General features: G+C 50.9%; 19 protein-coding genes. 9 read left to right on the top strand and 10 right to left on the bottom strand.

What is annotated here, in order from left to right; genetic code table 11:
• Positions 1 to 119: 119 nt before the first annotated feature.
• On the top strand, positions 120 to 281 hold the full coding sequence (locus tag VB741_RS05260) for a hypothetical protein (RefSeq protein WP_323364098.1): 162 nt from the start codon (positions 120 to 122) through the stop codon (positions 279 to 281).
• An 85-nt stretch (positions 282 to 366) separates the two neighbouring features.
• Complete coding sequence (locus tag VB741_RS05265) at positions 367 to 996, top strand: LysE family transporter (protein WP_323364099.1); 630 nt, start codon at positions 367 to 369, stop codon at positions 994 to 996.
• On the opposite strand, the gene VB741_RS05270 is transcribed toward VB741_RS05265, so the two are convergent.
• A complete protein-coding gene (locus tag VB741_RS05270; protein WP_323364100.1) occupies positions 993 to 1,145 on the bottom strand; it encodes a hypothetical protein in 153 nt (50 codons plus the stop codon). The genes VB741_RS05265 and VB741_RS05270 overlap by 4 nt on opposite strands.
• A gap of 66 nt (positions 1,146 to 1,211) precedes the next feature.
• Here VB741_RS05270 and VB741_RS05275 point away from each other — a divergent pair, with 66 nt between their 5' ends.
• Positions 1,212 to 2,576 (top strand): Na+/H+ antiporter NhaC family protein, encoded by a 1,365-nt coding sequence (locus VB741_RS05275; protein WP_323364101.1) that lies wholly within the window; start codon positions 1,212 to 1,214, stop codon positions 2,574 to 2,576.
• Positions 2,577 to 2,610: 34 nt separating this feature from the next.
• On the opposite strand, the gene VB741_RS05280 is transcribed toward VB741_RS05275, so the two are convergent.
• Positions 2,611 to 3,258: a LexA family protein gene (locus tag VB741_RS05280; protein ID WP_323364102.1), complete on the bottom strand. Its 648-nt coding sequence runs from the start codon at positions 3,256 to 3,258 to the stop codon at positions 2,611 to 2,613.
• A gap of 212 nt (positions 3,259 to 3,470) precedes the next feature.
• Between VB741_RS05280 and VB741_RS05285 the strand changes: the two genes are divergently transcribed.
• Positions 3,471 to 4,451, top strand: a complete 981-nt coding sequence (locus VB741_RS05285) for an ABC transporter ATP-binding protein (protein WP_323364103.1) — start codon at positions 3,471 to 3,473, stop codon at positions 4,449 to 4,451.
• A 16-nt stretch (positions 4,452 to 4,467) separates the two neighbouring features.
• Here VB741_RS05285 and VB741_RS05290 read toward each other — a convergent pair whose 3' ends face one another.
• Positions 4,468 to 5,055, bottom strand: coding sequence for a GIY-YIG nuclease family protein (locus tag VB741_RS05290; protein ID WP_323364104.1), 588 nt, complete (start codon positions 5,053 to 5,055; stop codon positions 4,468 to 4,470).
• Between the two features lie 545 nt (positions 5,056 to 5,600).
• On the opposite strand from VB741_RS05290, the gene VB741_RS05295 reads away from it, so the two are divergent.
• Positions 5,601 to 6,590, top strand: coding sequence for a sugar transferase (locus tag VB741_RS05295; protein ID WP_323364105.1), 990 nt, complete (start codon positions 5,601 to 5,603; stop codon positions 6,588 to 6,590).
• A 98-nt stretch (positions 6,591 to 6,688) separates the two neighbouring features.
• On the opposite strand, the gene VB741_RS05300 is transcribed toward VB741_RS05295, so the two are convergent.
• Positions 6,689 to 7,075: a phospholipid-binding protein gene (locus tag VB741_RS05300; RefSeq protein WP_323364106.1), complete on the bottom strand. Its 387-nt coding sequence runs from the start codon at positions 7,073 to 7,075 to the stop codon at positions 6,689 to 6,691.
• A 174-nt stretch (positions 7,076 to 7,249) separates the two neighbouring features.
• Here VB741_RS05300 and VB741_RS05305 point away from each other — a divergent pair, with 174 nt between their 5' ends.
• The gene (locus VB741_RS05305) at positions 7,250 to 7,474 is read left to right on the top strand and encodes a hypothetical protein (protein ID WP_323364107.1); all 225 of its coding nucleotides are present in this window, start codon (positions 7,250 to 7,252) and stop codon (positions 7,472 to 7,474) included.
• Positions 7,475 to 7,603: 129 nt separating this feature from the next.
• Here VB741_RS05305 and VB741_RS05310 read toward each other — a convergent pair whose 3' ends face one another.
• Together VB741_RS05310 and VB741_RS05315 are read right to left on the bottom strand one after the other, a co-directional pair.
• A complete protein-coding gene (locus tag VB741_RS05310) occupies positions 7,604 to 8,797 on the bottom strand; it encodes a low temperature requirement protein A (RefSeq protein WP_323364108.1) in 1,194 nt (397 codons plus the stop codon).
• Complete coding sequence (locus tag VB741_RS05315) at positions 8,790 to 10,415, bottom strand: mechanosensitive ion channel family protein (protein ID WP_323364109.1); 1,626 nt, start codon at positions 10,413 to 10,415, stop codon at positions 8,790 to 8,792. The genes VB741_RS05310 and VB741_RS05315 overlap by 8 nt, the downstream gene beginning before the upstream one ends.
• A 382-nt stretch (positions 10,416 to 10,797) precedes the next feature.
• On the opposite strand from VB741_RS05315, the gene VB741_RS05320 reads away from it, so the two are divergent.
• Together VB741_RS05320 and VB741_RS05325 are read left to right on the top strand one after the other, a co-directional pair.
• Entirely contained in the window at positions 10,798 to 11,421 is a 624-nt protein-coding gene (locus tag VB741_RS05320) for an isochorismatase family cysteine hydrolase (protein WP_323364110.1), read from the top strand.
• Between the two features lie 9 nt (positions 11,422 to 11,430).
• Entirely contained in the window at positions 11,431 to 12,798 is a 1,368-nt protein-coding gene (locus VB741_RS05325; protein WP_323364111.1) for a PAS domain-containing sensor histidine kinase, read from the top strand.
• Positions 12,799 to 12,916: 118 nt separating this feature from the next.
• On the opposite strand, the gene VB741_RS05330 is transcribed toward VB741_RS05325, so the two are convergent.
• The 3 genes from VB741_RS05330 to VB741_RS05340 form a co-directional block, all read right to left on the bottom strand.
• Positions 12,917 to 13,579, bottom strand: a complete 663-nt coding sequence (locus VB741_RS05330) for a peroxiredoxin-like family protein (RefSeq protein ID WP_323364112.1) — start codon at positions 13,577 to 13,579, stop codon at positions 12,917 to 12,919.
• A 241-nt stretch (positions 13,580 to 13,820) separates the two neighbouring features.
• The gene (locus tag VB741_RS05335; RefSeq protein ID WP_323364113.1) at positions 13,821 to 14,513 is read right to left on the bottom strand and encodes a DVUA0089 family protein; all 693 of its coding nucleotides are present in this window, start codon (positions 14,511 to 14,513) and stop codon (positions 13,821 to 13,823) included.
• Positions 14,514 to 14,961: 448 nt separating this feature from the next.
• A complete protein-coding gene (locus VB741_RS05340; RefSeq protein ID WP_323364114.1) occupies positions 14,962 to 16,674 on the bottom strand; it encodes a peptide ABC transporter substrate-binding protein in 1,713 nt (570 codons plus the stop codon).
• Between the two features lie 92 nt (positions 16,675 to 16,766).
• Here VB741_RS05340 and VB741_RS05345 point away from each other — a divergent pair, with 92 nt between their 5' ends.
• Complete coding sequence (locus tag VB741_RS05345) at positions 16,767 to 17,075, top strand: YkvA family protein (protein ID WP_323364115.1); 309 nt, start codon at positions 16,767 to 16,769, stop codon at positions 17,073 to 17,075.
• A gap of 33 nt (positions 17,076 to 17,108) precedes the next feature.
• Here VB741_RS05345 and VB741_RS05350 read toward each other — a convergent pair whose 3' ends face one another.
• Positions 17,109 to 18,965 (bottom strand): peptide ABC transporter substrate-binding protein, encoded by a 1,857-nt coding sequence (locus VB741_RS05350; RefSeq protein WP_323364116.1) that lies wholly within the window; start codon positions 18,963 to 18,965, stop codon positions 17,109 to 17,111.
• Positions 18,966 to 18,995 lie beyond the last annotated feature (30 nt).

The raw sequence follows: 18,995 nt of genomic DNA on the forward strand, positions 1-18,995 counted from the left end.
GGTGTCTTTTCCCAATCCGCTTTACTGACCTCGGGAATCGATGGGAGAGCCTTGTCTTTCATCCGCTTACTCTAGCAGGTACTCTGCTGATTGAAACTCTCACAACTCAGACCCCCTGAATGCTTACGTTGAGAGACCTGATGGCCCGTGGGGAAGGGTTAGATATCACTTTGCTAGGTATTGCCTTGGCCAATGGCGCAGCTTATTTTGCCTTGGGTTTGCTGGTGTTTGGCTGGGCCGAACGTCAAGCAAAGCGCAAGGGGATTTTGGGCGGTTATTAGAGTCTTAGGAACGATTGGTAACGGGGGACTCTTCCGTGGAAATTTATTTGTCGTACCCTAGGTGCAGTTGCATGGCAGATGAGTTATGACATTCTGGACTGGCTGGTTAACCGTATTTATTTTGGGTCTAGTGGCCGTAGTCACCCCCGGTCCTGACTTTGTGCTCACGTTGCGCAGTAGCTTGACCTATTCCCGCCGAGCCGGTGTCTACACCGCAGTGGGCATTGGTTTAGGTAACACCATCCATGCCACTTACTGTTTGATTGGTATTGGTGCCCTGATTTCCCAGTCGATTTTGTTATTCAACGGACTCAAGCTGCTGGGGGCAGCATACTTGATTTATCTGGGGTTCAAGTCTCTGCGAGCCAAGCCAGTCAACGCCGAATCCTGGCAAGATAATCGACGGATCGTCAGTGCCTTGGCCGCTTTTCGTCTGGGGCTGTTTGGCAATCTGCTGAACCCCAAAGCCACGCTATTCTTCTTGGCTCTATTTACCCAGATTGTGCAACCCGGTACACCATTGGCCACCCAGGCAATCTATGGCGGCACAGTGGCTTTGCAGTCCCTGGCGTGGTTCGCCCTGTTGGCCATGCTGATTTCCCAACGGTGGATAAAACAACTGCTGAGCAGTATTTCCCATTGGCTGGAGCGGGTGACGGGGGTGTTGCTAATTTTACTGGGGTTGCGGTTGGCTGTGGCTAAGCTCAGCGACTAGCGGGTTTGAAATACACTGAGGCTAAAGGTATAGCTAAATCCTGCGAGAAATAGGACCAAAAACGGTAGGGAGAGATAATGGTGGTTGAGGAGTGCGATCGCAATTGTCAGCACCAAATACACCACCATGACTAATTCCAAATAGGGCACCCAGTTCTTCTCAAACTATAGTGACCATGTCGGACAGATACATGTTTTCAGGATTGAGGGCGTTACGTGGATATTGCCTTGGGTTTACTGGTTTCGTTTGTGGGTTTGCTACTCAGCGCCCTGTATGGTGTGCCTCTGGTGTGGCCCTTGGGGGGTGCGATCGCACTTTTCATCCTAATCCATCGCCGCCGTGGCCAGTCCCTCCCGACATTACTCAAATACTGCTGGCAAGGGGCCAAACAATCCTGGCCCGTATTCAGCATCCTGCTCCTAATCGGCGCACTTATGGCTACTTGGCTCGCCGCCGGTACCGTCCCCGCCCTCGTCTACTACGGCACCCAGCTGATCAATCCCCACTACTTTATCCTCTCCGCCTTTATCCTCACGGCCCTAGTCTCCACCCTCATCGGGACTGCCTTTGGTGCCGCCGGTACCATTGGCCTCGCCCTGATGATCATGGCCCGCAGCAGCGGCATGACCCACCTAAATCTCGTGGCCGGGGCCATTATTGCCGGAGCCTACGTGGGGGATCGCTGTTCGCCCCTATCCTCCAGTGCCCACCTCATCGCCACGATTACCGACACCCCCATTTACCAAAATCTCAGGCAGATGCTGCTGACGTCCCTGTGGCCCCTGATCCTGAGCTTCCTGATCTACGGTATTTTCTCCTGGTTCTATCCCCTAGAAATCTCCCCGCAATCAGACATCAGTCAGCACATCGCCGCCGCCTTTAACCTCCATGGCCTGACATTGTTACCGGCCCTACTGGTGTTGGTACTAGCAGGGGGGCGAGTCAATGTGAAACTCACGATTATTTTGAGTTGGGGAGCAGCGACAATAGTAGCGATGAGTCTCCAGCACTACTCTCCTTGGAACGTTCTACGTTTTACCCTATGGGGCTTTCAGATGGATAACAATCCGCAGCTAGGGGCCATTTTACTCGGAGGTGGGCTGTGGCCCATGGGTCAGACCTGTGCCGTAGTGTTGTTATCCACGACATTATCAGGGTTGCTCACTGGCACCCGCAGCTTAGATTGGTTGGGTCGCCAGCTGCGGACGGCCCAACAGCCGCGCCAGCTCTTTACCGGCACCACATTGATCAGTCTGCTCTCAGCCGCCTTTGGCTGTACCCAAACCATCACCATTTTGCTCACCCATCAGCTGGTGTCCCCCCACTATCGCCAGCCAGCCTACAGCCAGCAGCAAGTCGCCATCGATTTAGCAAACACTGCCGTTGTCCTCGCTCCGATGATTCCTTGGAACATCGCTGGGCTAGTCCCAGCTACATTACTCATGGTTGGTCCGGGATTTATTCCCTTTGCGGTGTATCTCTACCTCGTTCCCCTGCTTAACTGGCTTTGGCCCTCTCGGCTAGGGTCCTACCCCCTGCCCGTCGCCCCCCAAGACTCCCTAGATTCCCCTCTGTGTTAGATCTCCCCGACCCTATATTTCTAGTGCCAATCCCTTAGGCCAGCGCAGGCGACTGCCAGTGGGTAAAAATATGGGTGCCCTGCACTCGCAGATTGCAGGAATCCAGGTCAAAGATCATCGGTTCATACTTGGGGTTTGCCGCTTCTAACACCACCACCGACTCCTTCTGGTAAAAGTGTTTTAAGGTGGCTCCTTGCCCTTCTATATAGACCGCCACAATTTCACCGGGCTTGGGGCTATAGTCATCGGACACGGGCCGAATGCCCACGTAGGCTCCATGGGGAATACCCGCACCCACCATGCTATCCCCTGAAATTTTTAGGACATAGTCATTGCGCTTCCGGCCACTGTACTCGATGTTGAGATACTCAGAGTCTGCGATCGCTGGTTCGTGACAATAACCAGCGGCAATCTCACCGCGAATGGGTAACCCTGCGGATCGGGGCTGCTCAGCATAGGGCAGATTGGATGCCTCAAAGTTGACCAGTTTAATGCTACGGGATGTACGTTTTTGCCGGGTGATGTATTCGTTCCCCTCTAGCCACTTCAGACTGTTTTGTACACTGCCATGGGAGCGGTTGGTACCCGTGATAATTTCTCTCACGGTGGGGCTGTTTTGATGTTTACGGCAATACGCCTCAATGAAACTCAGGATAGTTCCGTGGGGGGTGCGAACAGCCATGGGCCAACATCGTATAGGACACATGTATCATAGTTCAAAAGAACTATAATGCCTAGGGGTTGTCCAAAAAGCCCCTAAGGGTGACATCATCAAGTATTGAAATGGCTATTGAAAGGTCACAGGGTCGGCTGTAACCCCTTTAATCCCTAAATTTGACCTCCCTCTTGCTCCTGGGATCCCCCGCTCCTCACCAACACTTTCACCCCCGTCTTATGCCTATCATCGATGTCCAAAACCTCACCAAGGTTTACCCCGTTGCCATTAAGCAAGCGGGCTTGGTGGGCACATTACGCCACTTTTTTCGGCGCCAATATCGCCAGGTGAAGGCGGTTGACAACGTGTCCTTCACCATCGAACCGGGGGAAGTGGTGGGCTTTTTGGGACCCAATGGAGCTGGGAAAACCACCACCCTAAAAATGCTGACCGGCTTGATTCATCCGTCCTCGGGCCAGGTCAGGGTGTCTGGTCACACCCCCTTCCAGCGACGGCGCCCATTTCTAGAGCAAATCACCCTGGTAATGGGGCAAAAGCAACAGTTGATTTGGGATCTGCCCACCCTAGACTCCCTGCGGATCAACGGCGCTATTTATAATCTCTCCCCCCCGGAACAGCGGCGACGGATCCATGAGCTAGCCGACATGCTGGACCTGAATGAACAGCTCACCCAGCCAGTGCGTAAGTTATCCCTAGGGGAGCGGATGAAGGCGGAAATGTTGGCCGCCCTACTCCATCACCCCAAGGTCCTATTTCTCGATGAGCCCACCCTGGGCCTGGATGTGAATGCCCAGATCGCTGTGCGCAAATTTCTTCAGGATTATAACCAGCGATACCAGGCCACCATTGTTTTGACCAGTCACTACATGGCGGATATTACGGCGCTTTGCGATCGCGTCTTACTGATCCACCAAGGACAGCTCATTTACGACGGCTCCCTAAACCACCTGGTGGAGCAGTTTGCCCCCTACCGTGAAGTCACCGCCGAACTCGCCCACCCAGTCACCGCCGAATCCCTTGGAGTCTATGGCGAAATCCAGTCCCTTGAAGAGGGCAAAGTCGTACTGCTAGTGCGGCGAGATGAACTGACCCAAACGGTATCCCGGGTACTGGCCCAGCTGCCTGTCCGCGACCTCACGGTGACCGATCCCCCCATTGAAGCGGTGATTGGCCGAGTCTTTGAGGCTGGGGAGGTTTAGAGTTTGAACGTTGGCGTTAACCCACTTCGCCGATAAACGGCGTGCCCCAGAACTGCCAATTTTCCTTATTAAACGGCGAGCGCCACTTATAAATTAGAGACGATTCCACTTTCTGCCGGGGCCGACGTTCGGCGGGGGCATGTCGCCAAAAGGCGATGCCCAGCTGACTATCTAACCCGTGGTGGTAATGGGCCTGACGATAGTTCATCAAATAGCGCTTACAGTCGTGCTCCCCTTTCCAACGCTGGTTGGACTTTACCGTTTCCCCTACGTACAGCAGGAGATCACTGTGGTAGTCAATCACAAAATAAAGGGCAGCCACCCCCACGTCGCTAAACTGCCAACGCCAAAATTCCGTATTTTGCTGGGGTAGCCCAAAGGGATCAATCGCCTCAGCCGGATCCAAGCAAGGCTCAAACAGGCTAACTTGCTCCATGGCAGGCGTCGTTTTTACGGATGTCTGAAATATGGCAATCTTCCGTTTCCAGTCTGAGAGTTCCTGTCTGCCTAGGTCGAGTTGAGGCTGTAAGTTCTGAAATCGAGACTGGCTAACAGCCCGTTGGGCTTCATCACTGAGCAGGGAGACTTGTTTTTGCGTACCCATGGCGGCATTCCAGACCCAACGCTAGATATGGCGTAATTATCGGATTAAACCATGATAGTACCTCTCTATCTAGCATCAAGAATACCTGCTTTACAATTCCCCTGGTTTAGACGTCTAGGTGTTGTGGAGCTTCACCTAAGTAAATTTAGTCAGGAAGTCGACCATGGACCTTGTAGATCTAAGTCATGACATCGGGCCCCACCGGTCAGGAACATGTTCTGGATGATGGTACGTCCTACAAAGTGATGTAAGCGTTACTCAGATTATGAAGACATCTACCGAATCCGCAGACGAGTTTGTATTGATTCTGTAGAAACGACCCTTTAACTAAGTCGAGTTTTATAACTCCTGTCTAAGATGTACTTAGGGCAAAGGGTGGCTACCGAGTAAATACTGAGTGCACCATGAGTATTCAAGTATTTAATGCTTGCTCGTTAGTCTAAAAAAGACAAACAGTATACGGATAACCTGTCTGATGGAAATTGTGGGCAACTTAAATTTGCCGCTCATTCTGCCAGCTCATTGTAAGTATTGCTATTAGAATTATGGTCGATAGTGTTAAGACGTCCTCTCCTGCGTCAGCGTTAGTCCAATCGGAGTTTCAAACCATTCAGCTGCCCATTAGCGTGGCGGTCGTTGAAGCGACAGCGTTTAAACAGCAGTGTCAAACCCTCTTTGCTGAACAGCCCAATCTATCTGAACTCGTATTAGACTTTTCGGCCACTCGCTTTATTGACAGTAGCGGGATTGGTGCATTAGTTATTTGCCATCGATTAAGTGCGGCCCATGGCTCCAAACTGCGGTTGGTCAATGTACCTCCCCAGGTGATGATGGTGCTGGCATTAACCGAATTAGATAAGGTTTTTGACATTACCTTAGCGGCTCCGGAAGACTCTGGCCCAGAGGACCAAGTTTTGCCGGAAACTCATCCTTCCGTTAACTCCCGCGCCAAGCGAGCCCTTGATATTATCGGGGGTTTAGTCGGAGTCCTTTTGACGGTCCTGGTTTATATCCCAGTGGCCATCATTATTAAGCTTGACGATGGCGGTCCTGTCTTTTTTGCCCAGACTCGCTGTTCTTGGCTCGGCAAGCGGTTTAAGATTTGGAAATTCCGCTCCATGGTGACCGATGCTGAGGCGCGGAAGAGCGAGGTGGTGAATGAGGTAGAAGGGCCTTTATTCAAAAACGAGAACGATCCTCGCATTACCAAGATTGGTGCTTTTCTCCGCAAAACTAGTTTGGATGAATTTCCCCAATTTTGGAATGTACTGAAGGGGGAAATGAGCCTAGTGGGCACCCGCCCGCCCACCCCTGATGAAATTGATCAGTATGAAGTGGGTGCATGGCAGCGGCTTAATGTTAAGCCTGGTATGACGGGGGAATGGCAGGTGAACGGTCGTTCGAGCATCACCAAGTTTGAAGACGTGATTAAGCTCGACCTGCGCTATCAGGAAAACTGGAGCTTCTTCTACGACATTAAACTCATTGTCAAAACCTTCACGGTGCTCCTGAGCAAAGACTCTGGTGCCCATTAACACCCACAGCTAAAACGGTTCCTTAGCCGGATCCAGAAAATACAGTAAAAAGGGTGATGAAACCTTGGTTTCATCACCCTTTTTCTTAGGTATTGGCGTTAGCCAATTTCTACTGCACTGGTATCAACGGCGGTGGCCCCGTCAACACCCTTAGCAACGGTGACCATCTTATCCAAAATGGCTTGGCTAGGAACCTTACCCTTTAGAACCACCTTGCTGCTGAGCTGAGCCACCCAGAGGGTCTCAACATCGTCTAGACCATCGGTTTCATCGAAGGCTAGGGCAACACGCTTGGCTAGGCCACTTTCATCAAATTCGCCCGTCAGGCCAATTTTGCAATCGGGAATGTCATCTGCTTCAGTTGCCGCATTGGCAGGGGCTGCAGCCGTGGTTTTGGGCTCAGCCTTCTTACCGGGACGACGACCAGCTGTAATACTGGCTCCTGCAGGCTTATCCTGCTTAAACATACGCTTTAGAAAACCCATGAAAACTTCCTCTGTGAATAACCACAAGTGATGGGGGCAAATGCCTCACAATTGACTAGGTTACAGGTGGAATTCTGATCCCATCTGCATCTTCAGAAATAAATAATTGTTAATCGCAAATTCTACGTTGATGGCGGGTTTTACTCCGCCGAATGGCAGATTTTACGGTGTTTTTTGCTGGCAAAGGGATCGGTAATCGCTGGCGTACGTAATAACAGAGTGGATATTGCGATCGCACTATCCACCGCCCTGGGTCTGATGCTGGGCCTCTTGGAGTATGGCTCGGAGGTGTGGCGCTGTCATAGCCGACGCTGCTGGCTCTGGGGATTGCCTTCACATCGGGTTAGCCCAGGGAAAAGTAGCCCTGAGCTGGGGCGCGACGCTACTTTACTTGACTAACCGCTTGACTAACCTGATCGGCATTACCCTATCCTGCATGCTGGCCTTTTGGTTGACAGGGTATGCCCCATTTCAGAAAGCATTTAAGATTCCTGGCCGACACCTTAACTGTTAACGCCCTAGAGTTTCCTATCCTCTCAATTCGCCCTCTTCCAATTCCTGGGTAAACCACACATACATCCCATAGCCCATGGGCACCGCAATCAACGCCATTAGGCAGCACTGCAGAGCCAACACATACATCCCACTACTCAAACCACCCACCAACGCTGCAATTACCCCAGCCCCTAGCTTCATTGCCGGGCTCCAAATGGGATGGGTGGGCTCATCTGGTTTATGGCGCAAACAAAACTCTAAAACCCCCATCATAAATAACGCCAATCCAATCGCTCCACCAATCAAGAAACCACTGTTGCGCTGCACAATCCAGTCCGTGTCAGAGATTAGGGTTTGGGTACCCACACCTGCAGCCGTAATCGCAATGGCCAGCGGCATATGGGCATATCCCCAAACAAACGTCCAGCCCGTACCTGACTTAGGTGCCCGCCGACCAATAAAGTCAAAGTAAACCCACCAAATACCAAATGTGAGGGCTATGCCCAAAATTGCAATCACCGCCATCGGTAGGGCCAAGGTCTCCCGCGCAGCCACCCCCTGCACCACACCCAGCACCGACTCCCCCAACACAATGATCATAAACAGACCATAGCGCTCTGGCAGCTTAGACGTACTAAATTTAGGCAGTTTCGCCTGTTGCTGAATGGTAAAGGCTGGGGTGATCATATCGATAAATAGCCCCAGCCCCCATAGCCAAAACCTTACTGGCGACGGCACAAACAGCGAAATATAAAACAACGCCACCGCCAGGGTAAAGCCAGTGACAAAGCGCCTAGCCACCGGACGAAACTGAGGGTCGTGGTAGCCACCGCGCCACCATAGGAAAATTTGGATAGTTCTTGCGATCGCATAGGCCGCCCCAAACCCCACCGAAGTCTCCCCCAGGCCATGGTGAACAAACACCGCCATCCCCGCAATCGGAATCATCTGTAAAAAAATAAACAGGCGATTTTCAACTCCCTCCGTCTCAAATCGTTCCAGGTAATAGGTAGCCCCAATCCAGATCCACCACACCGGCAAAAACAAAAAGGCAAACTCTCCCACACCATGCCAGGAGAGATGCCCCAATAAATAGTGCGCCAGTTCGGCAATCACAACAACAAAGTAGAGATCAAAAAACAGCTCCAACCAAGACACCTTACGTTCTAGATCCTGGTCCTCGTCGGTCCGCAGCATCGGCCGCTGCCACCACAGTCGTCTAGCCATTGATATCCCCCTCCGATTGTTTCAGTCCCAGCTGATCAAACCCACTCTTTAGCACCAGCTTAGTATCGATTGAACCCACTTCAATATCTGCTTTCAGTAACTCTATCAAACAACGCTGTCTGAGCAATCGCTGAACCCTGAGGTGCTTACCCGGCTTAACCTTTGTCCGGGTATAAATCATACAAATCTCTTCCGAGAAGGATTCCACCCCCACAATACAAGTGGGCTCCAGAATGTCATCCTCTGCTTCACACAGTTCCGCCCCTACCCGGCCAATGATCTCAAACGCCTTTTCCGGATCAACCTCATAGGTGATCGACACCTCCACCGCCGCATCGACTGGATGCTTGGAATAGTTCACAATCGACCCAATATCACCATTTCTCAAAATCTGAACCTGGCCATTGGGATGCAAAATCCGGGTAGTTCGTAGTTCGATGGACTGTACCGTACCCTGGGCATCTCCCGTCTCAATAAAGTCACCAACAAGATAATAATCCTCAAATAAAATAAAAAAGCCACTGACCAAATCCGTCACCAGCTTCTGTGCCCCCAGACCGACTGTGATACCAACAATTCCAGCCCCTGTCAAAATGGGAGCTGGATCAATATTGAGTACTTTTAAGATGAACAGGGCTGTCCCAAAATAAATCACATACCTGAGTGAACTCACAACCAGCGGCATAATCGTTACCCGCCGTTGATAGACCGCAGCCGAAGTGTCAGCCGTCGATAGCAAAGTCTCTGAAACCACCAGCTGCATAATGTTGGTAGCCAAGCGCCCCAAAAAGATTAAGGCAATGATCTGAACTGCCTGCACCCCATAGTCGGCCAAGTTAGCAATCAAAGAAATTTGCCCCACCATCAGCATGGCCATATAGAGCCAAACCACATACTCTAAACAGCGTTTCAGAAATGGCACTAAATGCTGCAGCTGTCCATAGAACCGAAACCAGTTGTGGGGGGTAGAATACTTTTCGCTTAGGGCATCGAGACTATCAACAACAACTGCAACTGACTTGTAAACAACGACGCCAATAGAGATGATGAGATAAACTCGCCAGATTGTATATAAATAAGGGGAAACCTGCTCCGGCAAGTGCAAAAAACGAGCACACCAAATCAGGGAGAGTAACCACATCCCCGTACTCACCACAGCTCCTAGGGCATCAAACAGTTGGTCAATACTGTCATCATTGACCGTAATCTGTTCTATCTGCTTAGCAAAGCGGCTAACTCGCTCCAACAACCGTCGCAACGGTCGTTGCAAAATCCCCACCAGTACCAAAATACATATACTTTTGCCCACCCCTGCAAACAAACCGAGCCATATCGATCGGGGTGTATTTTGAATCAGGGACAGCGTGTACGTATCGGGCTGTTCCCCTTGGAGCAAGATCCAGCTGTTAAAACCTACCGTCAAAAGCAGCAGCAAAAAACCTGAGATCAGAGCAGCTCCTAGCACATTCTGCCGTAATGATTGCAAACCACTGTCATCCAATCGCAGGGGCGTCACCTGCAAAACCTGACGGGCTCCCCAATTAAAAAAGAAGTATAAAAAACAACAAAGCAGAACAATAAACGTTAGCTCAATAGAAAGTAATACAAATGTAGCCATGACCTAACGGCCTCGCTGATGGGCAAGTAGCAGATGGAACTAGCAATTTTCCCATGGCTTGATACCCTAGGGAATGATTATACGCACCTTCCAAAATTTGCTCATTCCCTAGCAACGGTGGCTAAGGTTCTAGTTGATTTAAAGGTGATATAAATTGGGGCCGTTGCTGAGTTACGCGGTTAATTGTATGGGATCTACCTCACCCCACAGCCCTTTCCAGGAGGGAGCGAAGTAAAAAAGATCAGAAGAAGTTCACCGTTATTGAGTATTGAGAATGCTCCCACTGTGGGAGCTGTTAGGCTAATCCTATTGGGGGGAACCTTGAAAACACAACTTAAATAATGTCAATTAAGTTAGTGGATCAATCGATATCTTCGAATCAATGAATCCAAATGATACTGCTTTACTATTAATCGGATTTCAAAATGATTACTATGCCCCAGACGGTATCCTGAACGGAGTTGTGGAAGCATCTGCCAAAGCTAGCAATACCGTTGTTAATACTATTAAACTGATAGAACAACTGGTCGAAACACCGGTTTTGATTATTTCTGCCCCCATTTTCTTTACGGAAGGTTATGAAGAACTGGTGGACCCGGTCGGGATCTTAAATACAATTAAGGAAGTGGGCGCTTTTCAGGCAAGTGGGAAAGGCTCCCAAACCATTGAAGAGCTCAGCCCTTTTCAAGATAAGATTTTAGAAGTGCCGGGAAAACGAGGCTTGAACGCGTTCGTAAACACTAACTTGGCCACTACACTACAGCAAAGAGGCATTCGAAATCTAGTTTTAGCGGGTGCGGTTACATCCATTTGCATTGACTCCACCGGACGCTCGGCCTATGAACAGGGTTATAATGTAATTGTGTTGAGCGATTGTATTTCTGCTCGCACCATATTTGAGCAGGAATTCTACGTTGAGAATATTTTTCCGCTGTATGCAAAGACACTGGAATCGGTAGAGCTTTTGGGACAGCTAGATCTAGGCTCATGTACTCAGCCTTCGTGATAAACTCCTATGCAAGAGCACGATATGTCTAACGAGCTACACACGCAGATTCAGTATCGCCTAATTGAAAAGCTGACTGAATCAGAGCGGCGGTATCGCGAACTGGTAGAAAGCTTACGGGAAATTGTATTTGAGTGCGATCGCAACGGCTGTCTCATTTTCCTAAATAAAGCCTGGACAGAAATCCTGGGATATTCCAAGCAAGAAGCCCTGACGCAATCGTTAGGAGACTTTATCCTGGAAGCCGATAGAATAGCTTGGCAAGCTGCCCTGCAGCAACAAATAGAAAGTAGTTTAGAGCTGCGCTTTAAGCACCAAACCGGAGTAGTCCTGTGGCTAGAATTGGCGCTCAGATTTAGCTCAGATGCTAAAATCACCGGCTCACTAAATAATGTTACGGAGCGAAAAAAAGCTGAAATACTCCTTAAGCAAGCCAATGAGCAACTAGAGCACAGGGTTCAAATTCGAACCCGTGAGCTCAGTCAAGCCAATGAACAGCTGATCACCACCCTGAAGAAGCTTCAGCAGGCTCAAGGATGGCTGATACAGCAGGAGAAAATGTCGAGTTTAGGGCAGATGGTGGCAGGTGTTGCCCATGAAATCAATAACCCGCTCAGTTTTATCCATGGCAACCTCGAACATATTCAAAACTATATCCAAGATTTAATCGGGCTGGTGCAGCAGTATCAGGCCTACTGTCCCTGTCCGGCCCCCGTAATTCGAGCAGAAGCCGAAAGGATAGATCTCGATTTTATTTTGGCAGATCTGCCCAAGATTTTATCATCCATGAAAATGGGGAGCGATCGCATCTGCGAAATTGTTCTATCCCTACGTAACTTTTCACATCTGAATGAATCTGGAATCAAAGCAGTCAATATTCACAATGAGTTAGACAATACTCTCATCATCCTCAATCATCGGCTTAAGGCAAATCCAAAACGATCGGCTATTCAAGTGATCAAAGAGTGTGCAGACGATCTATTTCCCGTCGAATGCTATGCCGGTCTGTTGAACCAAGTTTTCATGAATATCCTGGCCAATGCCATTGATGCCATTGACGACGTGGAGCGAGAAGCTGACCCCCAGCAGTTGGTAAAAGAGGGGGGGCATATCACGTTAAGAACCTCTCTGATGGACTCGAAATGGGTTCGAATCTCGATTTCTGATACGGGTTCTGGCATCCCTTTAGCGGTTCAGCCACAGATCTTCAATCCATTTTTCACGACTAAATCTGTTGGGAAAGGAACTGGGATGGGTCTGGCCATCAGCTATCAAATTGTTACGGAACGACACGGCGGGAAACTAGAGTGTTTTTCGTCTCCGGGGAAGGGAACAGAATTTGTCATTCAGATTCCGCTTCAACAGACTGTTATTTGATGGGAAATACTTGTATTCCCCCCTATCCTGCCCTGCAAAACTCTAGCCCATGACCAGGCACCAAAAGAACTACAACCAGCAGCTGAATGATTCAGCCACCTATGTCCCAAACCGTTGATCACACTAGCTTCTTCACTACGGCCAATACATCCTGGGGCTCAGCTCGCTGGGTATAGTCTGCCTCAGCAAATGCGTAGCGAATGTGGCCTGACGAGTCTATGACATAGGTGGCGGGCAAGGGTAGTTCATAGCTATCGTCACCATTATTAGTGGGAATATCAATCCCAAAGCCCTGGTACAGTGGTTGCAGAGATGCATGCAGGGTAAACACTAGACCATATTGGCGTGACACTTTGTTACCCACATCGCTCAGAACAGAAAACTCTAAGCTATGCTTCTCAGTGACGCTGAGGGAATGATCCGGCAGCTCTGGGGAAATGGCAACCAGGGTGGCACCAGATTGTTTAAACTCAGGCAACAGATTCTGGAACGCCCGCAGCTCAAGATTACAATAGGGGCACCACTCACCCCGATAGAAGTTGATGACCACTGGACCTTGAGTCAGCAGTTCACTCAGACGAACGGACCGGCCAGTGGCATCGGGCAGTTCAAAATCAGGCGCAGTGTCGCCCACGGTCAGTACCTGGTTAGAAATACCTGAGGCTTCTAGGGCATCGGTGGCCGCTGCCATCGTGTCTTGAACGTCCTGGGAAACCTGTTGCTGAAAGCCTGCTCGGTAATCTGCCAGTTGTTCTGCCAGGGAATCGGTAGCTGTCGTCATGGGAATAGGCCTCTAGTAGATTGGCTTTGTTCGAAATTCTAGAACAACCATATCTACTTTAGATTAAAGTTGGCTGAGAGATTTGGATGACATGGGCTAGCAGTCATGACATCAACTGACTCAAAAAAATACTGTTGCAGATTTCCCTAGGGAAATCTGCAACAGTATTTTATTTAAAGCTTTACAGCTTGATCCATGCTGAGATCAGCAACACGTTGTCTCAAAATGGCTCAAAATAAGGTTACTTTTTCCGACGGGTGGTCGCCATTGCCCCCAGTCCTGTCAGCACAAAAGCCGCTGTGGTTGCCGGTTCAGGCACCTGAATAGGGATCTCATCAGGCTCGGTAGGTGGCTCTAAGGTTGGCGGTTCAATCACTGGCTGTACACCCAAGACATCAAAGGCCCACCTATTGGTGCGGCTGTTGCCAGTAAAGTCACAAAAAGCGCTGTCCGCAGCACATCTTGAGAAATTTCCAGTAAAGTTGCCTGTCTGGCCAAATCCATCGGCCAGGTTGGTGCTGTTGGTAAAATTGCCATACTGGGTCAACGAGACCGTATAGTTACCAGCTGCCAGAATTACCTTTAGAAAACTATCGTAGGCCTGGTTTGTGGCAGGATCCTTCAGCACGGTGCCCGATTTATCGTCATCATTGGCAAATAGCCGATTGCCGGTGGCATCAAACAGGTTCAACACAGGGTCAAACCCACCTGCTGCAATGGGGGTGCCATCGGCTTGGGTGCCACCGCCATAGGAATAGGTTCTGAGGGTAACCGTGGACTCCTTGTCTACGCTGAAATCAAACAGCTGTACGCCAGAGTCTTGGACGAAGCTGCCACGAAGAGAGAAATCTGCAGCATGAGCTGTCCCGCTTGTACCTAGGGCGGCCACCATCGCACCAGTGATCACGCCCATGAGGGTTGACAATGGTTTCATCGGATATTTCTTAAGGGAAGAACTGTGAAGCGTGTTAACTATTGCTTTGCCGTTTTATAGAAAACTTGCCCGTGGGCCTTTATGACGGCGTTTGTGCAACAACGGTAGAAATCTGATTAAGAGTGGTAGCGCTGAGCAGCCCTGCTGCACGATATCTGGAGTGACAAGCGGTAGGAGAAGGTCATCTTCTCTGCTAGAAACAATGCTTTGGGATTTTTGCCCATCTGATATTGACAATGTAGGTAAAAAATCAAATTATCAACAAGATCTGATGCACAACTTCAACAAGAACTCAATTAACCTCTGTTAGATGTGAAATTCCGCTGAGGTTGCTTCATATTTCTGGAAAACCTTAGGGAAGGTTTGGAATGGGTGACTTTTGATCGATCAAACAGCCGCTAAATTTTCGATGGGCTGTCAACCTTCTTAATGCTGGAATGGGTCGGGATTATGGCCGTTTCCATTGGGCAATATTCCAGGTGTGTAAGTCCCAGGGGGTGAGGTCGATGCCGGTGAGGCGATTGCTGACGGCGTCAATGTCGGCTCGATGGACAATGGGTAGGACGGCGTAGTCTTCGATCAGGGTGTCGTTCATTTGGATCAGCAGATTAGCCCGTTTGTTGACATCAAGTTCGGTGGTTGATTGTTGCCAGAGGGCGTCATAGTCAGGATTGCAGTAGCGACTATAGTTTTGGCCTGACCAGTTGTTTTCTTTTTGGCTGGCCTCATCACAGGTGTAGGTTTTGAGGTATGCGGCGGGGTCTGGGTTGGTGTTGCCGGTGGCAAACATTTGTAGGTCAGCATAGAAGTGCTCCACGGTGTCTTCGCTGGCGGGGTCGCCGGAAAAGTATACTGCCGGGTCGAGGGAGCGGAGCTCGGTGCCCACGCCGATGGTGGCTAGGTTCTGTTTAATAATTTCCTGGGTCTTTTGTCGGACGGGGTTAGCGGAGGTGACGAAGAGTACCTGCATTTCGGTGCCGTTGCGATCGCGAGTCCCATTGCCATTGCTATCCACCCACCCCGCCTGATCCAGTAGCTGGTTGGCCTGGTCCAGATCAAAGCGATAGCTCGTATTGGCTGAGCGATAGATTTCCGGGGAGACCAAAAAGTTCACCGTCCCCTGACCGGCAGGACCATAGAGCTGTTCGACAATGGTGTCCCGGTCAATGGCCAAGCTGAAGGCCTGACGCACCTTGATGTCACTCAAAAACGGATGGGGATACTCTAAACTAGAGCGCTCACCGCTATCAGCGGTCTGGTTGGGATCGGTAAAGTTGAACAAAATGCGCTCCGCCAAGGAGCCAAAGCTAGTGACAAACTGGCCCTGCCCCCCCGTTTCCAGCTGCTTGAGAATGGGGGCTTCCACCTGAATGTTATAGGCAAAGTCAGCATCGCCGGTTTGCATCACCGCCCGAGCTGCGGAGGCGGCATCCCCCCCACCTTTAAGTTCAATGCGTTCAAAGGCGAGGGGCTGGCGATAGTGGGGGTTGGGTTCATACACCACCACATCCCCTGGCTTAAAGGTTGTCACCTGGTAAGGGCCGGTGCCAATGGGCTGCAAATTCGCCGGAGCCGATCGCACATTGGCTCCATTAAAGTCCTTAAAGGCGTGGGCCGGTAGGATCATCCCCGTCGTGCCGGTAAATACCAGGGACCAGGCGGGATTTGGTGCTTTAAAGGTGATTTTGACTGTAGTGGGGTCTAGGGCCTCCACCGACTCGATGGTTTCATAGGTGCCCGCCGTCGTGCTACCCACCTCAGGATTGCTCAACAGCTCATAGGTAAAGGTCACATCCTCGGCGGTGAAGGGGGTGCCGTCTGACCACAGGACATCGGAGCGCAGCTTCCAGGTGACGGCGGTGCCATCGCTGGCCACCCCACCATTTTCGAGGGAGGGGATTTCGGCGGCCAAAAAGGGTTGCAGGTTACCGGCGGCATCAAAGCTGGCTAGGGGCTCTAGGGTAATGCGGCTGGCTTCTGAATCCTTGAATCCGTTGGATAGGTGGGGATTGAGAATGGTCGGAGCCTGCCAGTACAGCAGTTTGAGGGTGCTGTCATCGCTGGCGGCATTGGGCTGCGGACTTGGAGCGGGGCGGCAGGCCCCTAATCCGACCAGCATCCATAAGCAAGGGCCCATTAACCAGCGAGCAGAGTTTTTCATGGCAGCAGTAGGGGGTAAAACCCAAAAAAATCCCTCATAATTCTGAACTTTTGAGGGAAGTGGCATCATAAGATAATGCGTTAAAGATTTCTATGAAGCAACTTGTTGACTCTTTTTATGGTTGGTACCGCGGTGGTTTACGCCATCCCCAATATCGCTGGCTGATTATCTTTGGGACTCTGGCCTATTTATTGAGCCCCATTGATATTTCTCCCGATGTGTTTCCCATTGTGGGCTGGATTGACGATGGTATTTTGATCACCCTGCTGATTGCGGAGGTCACCCAGCTGCTGCAGGGGGCATTGAATCGTAATGGGGATGAGGAACCAGCAGCGGATGAAGCGGTGAGGGAGGATGACGATACGGTGGTGGTGGATGTTGACGCCCAAGAGGTGCCGTAGGGTGGGCAAGGTACACCCTACCAGATGTTGGTTCTATGGCTTTTTCCCCTTAGGGGGCGCTGTTGCAGGTGTACTAGCTCCTTCAGTTACAGAGTCTTCTACAGCCCCTGTTTCGGATGTGGTTTCAGTTTCTGCTTGGTTAACTGGCTCCACCGGTCTCCAATTGGCAATATCCCAAGTGCTGGCATCCCAGGGGGTAAAGGTGTAGCCGGTGATGCGATCGCTAACGGCGTTAGAAAGGGCCCGGTGCACGATGGGTAAAACGGCGACATCTTCGGCCAGTTTGCGATCCATCTGACGAAGTAGGTCGTTGCGTTTTTCGATGTCCTGTTCCTTGCGGGCGGCTTTCCACAGGTCGTCGTAGTCGGGATCGCAGTAGCGGGCGTTGTTGGGTTTTTGCCAGTTATTTGCCAAGGCTGCAATGTTGTCACAGGTCCACCAGCCCATATAGATCATCGGGTCTGGAATGTCGTTGCCGATGGCATACTCCTGCAGGTCGGCATAGAAGTGGTTGATGCTGTTGGTCTGGTCCGGGTCTGCCGAGAAAAAGTCCTCGGGCCGCACCCGTTCGATCACGATATCAATCCCTATTTCCGCTAGCTGCTCCTGTACCAATGTCTGAGTAGCTTGGCGAATGGTACCAATGGAGGTTTGGAATACGAACTGGAGAGGAACGCCGTTGCGATCGCGCACCCCATCCCCATCACTATCCACCCAGCCCGACTTTTCCAACAGCGCCTTGGCCGTATCCACATCATGTTTGTAGGGTACAGGCTGCTCCCCCGATAGCTCGGGAGTTACCAGCAACTGGGAAGTGGGTTTTCCCAAATCCCCATAGAGCTGCTCCACAATAGCCTCACGGTCAATGCCATAGTCAATCGCCTGGCGTACCCGCAAATCTTTCAAAATCGGATGGGGAAACTCAATGCTGGCCCGTTCCTTAGCGCTAGTTTCCTGGCGGGGATCGGCAAAATTCAACATAATCCGCTCCACCTGGCTGCCAAACGTCAGCATCAGGGAACCCGTTTCACCGGTTTGCACCAAATCCACCAGGGCCTCCGACTCCAGCTGAATATTATGGGCAAAGTCAGCCGTGCCATCCCGTAACACATTGCGGGCAGCCACATAGGGCGGCACATCCCCCACAATTTCAACCCGTTTAAAGCTGTCCAAGGGCTGACGATAAAGTTCATTAGGGACAAACAACAGGCGACCATTGGCCTGGGTCAAGTAGCGATAGGGCCCCGTACCCACGGGCTGAAAATTAGCCGGTGCCTCCCGGGCTTTGCGATTGTTAAAGTCTTTGAACAAATGCTCTGGCAAGATCAGGCCATTTAAGCCTGTAAACGGAGTCTGCCAGCTAGCGGTAGGCTGTTTGAAGGTGATTTTTACCGTGTGTTCATCTACCGCTTTTACCGATCTAATGTCCTGGTAATACTGGGCCGTGACGGCAGCCACGGTGGAATTAGTAATAAATTTATAGGTAAAGGCTACATCCTCAGCCGTCAGGGGTTCCCCATCTGACCAGCGCAAGGTTTCCTGCAGTCGCCAGGTGACCGAACGACCATCCTCACTCACATCGCCATTTTCCACGGACGGTAACTCAGCCGCCAAAATCGGCATGAGCTGGCCATCTGGCCCATAGCTGGCTAGGGGTTCATAGACAATGCGGGCAACCTCAAAATCCTGAAATCCAGTGGCCAAGTGAGGATTTAGGGTGATCGGTGGACGACTATAAATCAGCGTCAGCACATCCGGCGCAGCTACCACATCCTCCACCGAGTCACTGTGGGGAGAATCAGGATCGGTGGCGGAGGATTCAGGGGGGGCAGGCCGTTGGCAAGCGGCCAATGCGACCAATGCGACCAGGCTGACAATCCTTTTTTGCACGGAGGGGAGGGGCAGTAAGGAGTTAGACCC

Source organism: Leptothoe sp. PORK10 BA2, assembly GCF_034932105.1.
In the GTDB taxonomy this organism is placed as follows: Bacteria; Cyanobacteriota; Cyanobacteriia; order Phormidesmidales; family Phormidesmidaceae; genus Leptothoe.

What these genes read in the sequence shown, in the direction of transcription:
- VB741_RS05285 (WP_323364103.1), top strand. Translation starts at nt 3,471, where the DNA reads ATGCCTATCATCGATGTCCAAAACCTCACCAAGGTTTACCCCGTTGCC.
- VB741_RS05290 (WP_323364104.1), bottom strand. Translation starts at nt 5,055, where the DNA reads ATGGGTACGCAAAAACAAGTCTCCCTGCTCAGTGATGAAGCCCAACGG.
- VB741_RS05330 (WP_323364112.1), bottom strand. Translation starts at nt 13,579, where the DNA reads ATGACGACAGCTACCGATTCCCTGGCAGAACAACTGGCAGATTACCGA.
- VB741_RS05300 (WP_323364106.1), bottom strand. Translation starts at nt 7,075, where the DNA reads ATGGGTTTTCTAAAGCGTATGTTTAAGCAGGATAAGCCTGCAGGAGCC.
- VB741_RS05260 (WP_323364098.1), top strand. Translation starts at nt 120, where the DNA reads ATGCTTACGTTGAGAGACCTGATGGCCCGTGGGGAAGGGTTAGATATC.
- VB741_RS05295 (WP_323364105.1), top strand. Translation starts at nt 5,601, where the DNA reads ATGGTCGATAGTGTTAAGACGTCCTCTCCTGCGTCAGCGTTAGTCCAA.
- VB741_RS05265 (WP_323364099.1), top strand. Translation starts at nt 367, where the DNA reads ATGACATTCTGGACTGGCTGGTTAACCGTATTTATTTTGGGTCTAGTG.
- VB741_RS05335 (WP_323364113.1), bottom strand. Translation starts at nt 14,513, where the DNA reads ATGAAACCATTGTCAACCCTCATGGGCGTGATCACTGGTGCGATGGTG.
- VB741_RS05315 (WP_323364109.1), bottom strand. Translation starts at nt 10,415, where the DNA reads ATGGCTACATTTGTATTACTTTCTATTGAGCTAACGTTTATTGTTCTG.
- VB741_RS05325 (WP_323364111.1), top strand. Translation starts at nt 11,431, where the DNA reads ATGCAAGAGCACGATATGTCTAACGAGCTACACACGCAGATTCAGTAT.
- VB741_RS05340 (WP_323364114.1), bottom strand. Translation starts at nt 16,674, where the DNA reads ATGAAAAACTCTGCTCGCTGGTTAATGGGCCCTTGCTTATGGATGCTG.
- VB741_RS05280 (WP_323364102.1), bottom strand. Translation starts at nt 3,258, where the DNA reads ATGGCTGTTCGCACCCCCCACGGAACTATCCTGAGTTTCATTGAGGCG.
- VB741_RS05310 (WP_323364108.1), bottom strand. Translation starts at nt 8,797, where the DNA reads ATGGCTAGACGACTGTGGTGGCAGCGGCCGATGCTGCGGACCGACGAG.
- VB741_RS05345 (WP_323364115.1), top strand. Translation starts at nt 16,767, where the DNA reads ATGAAGCAACTTGTTGACTCTTTTTATGGTTGGTACCGCGGTGGTTTA.
- VB741_RS05320 (WP_323364110.1), top strand. Translation starts at nt 10,798, where the DNA reads ATGAATCCAAATGATACTGCTTTACTATTAATCGGATTTCAAAATGAT.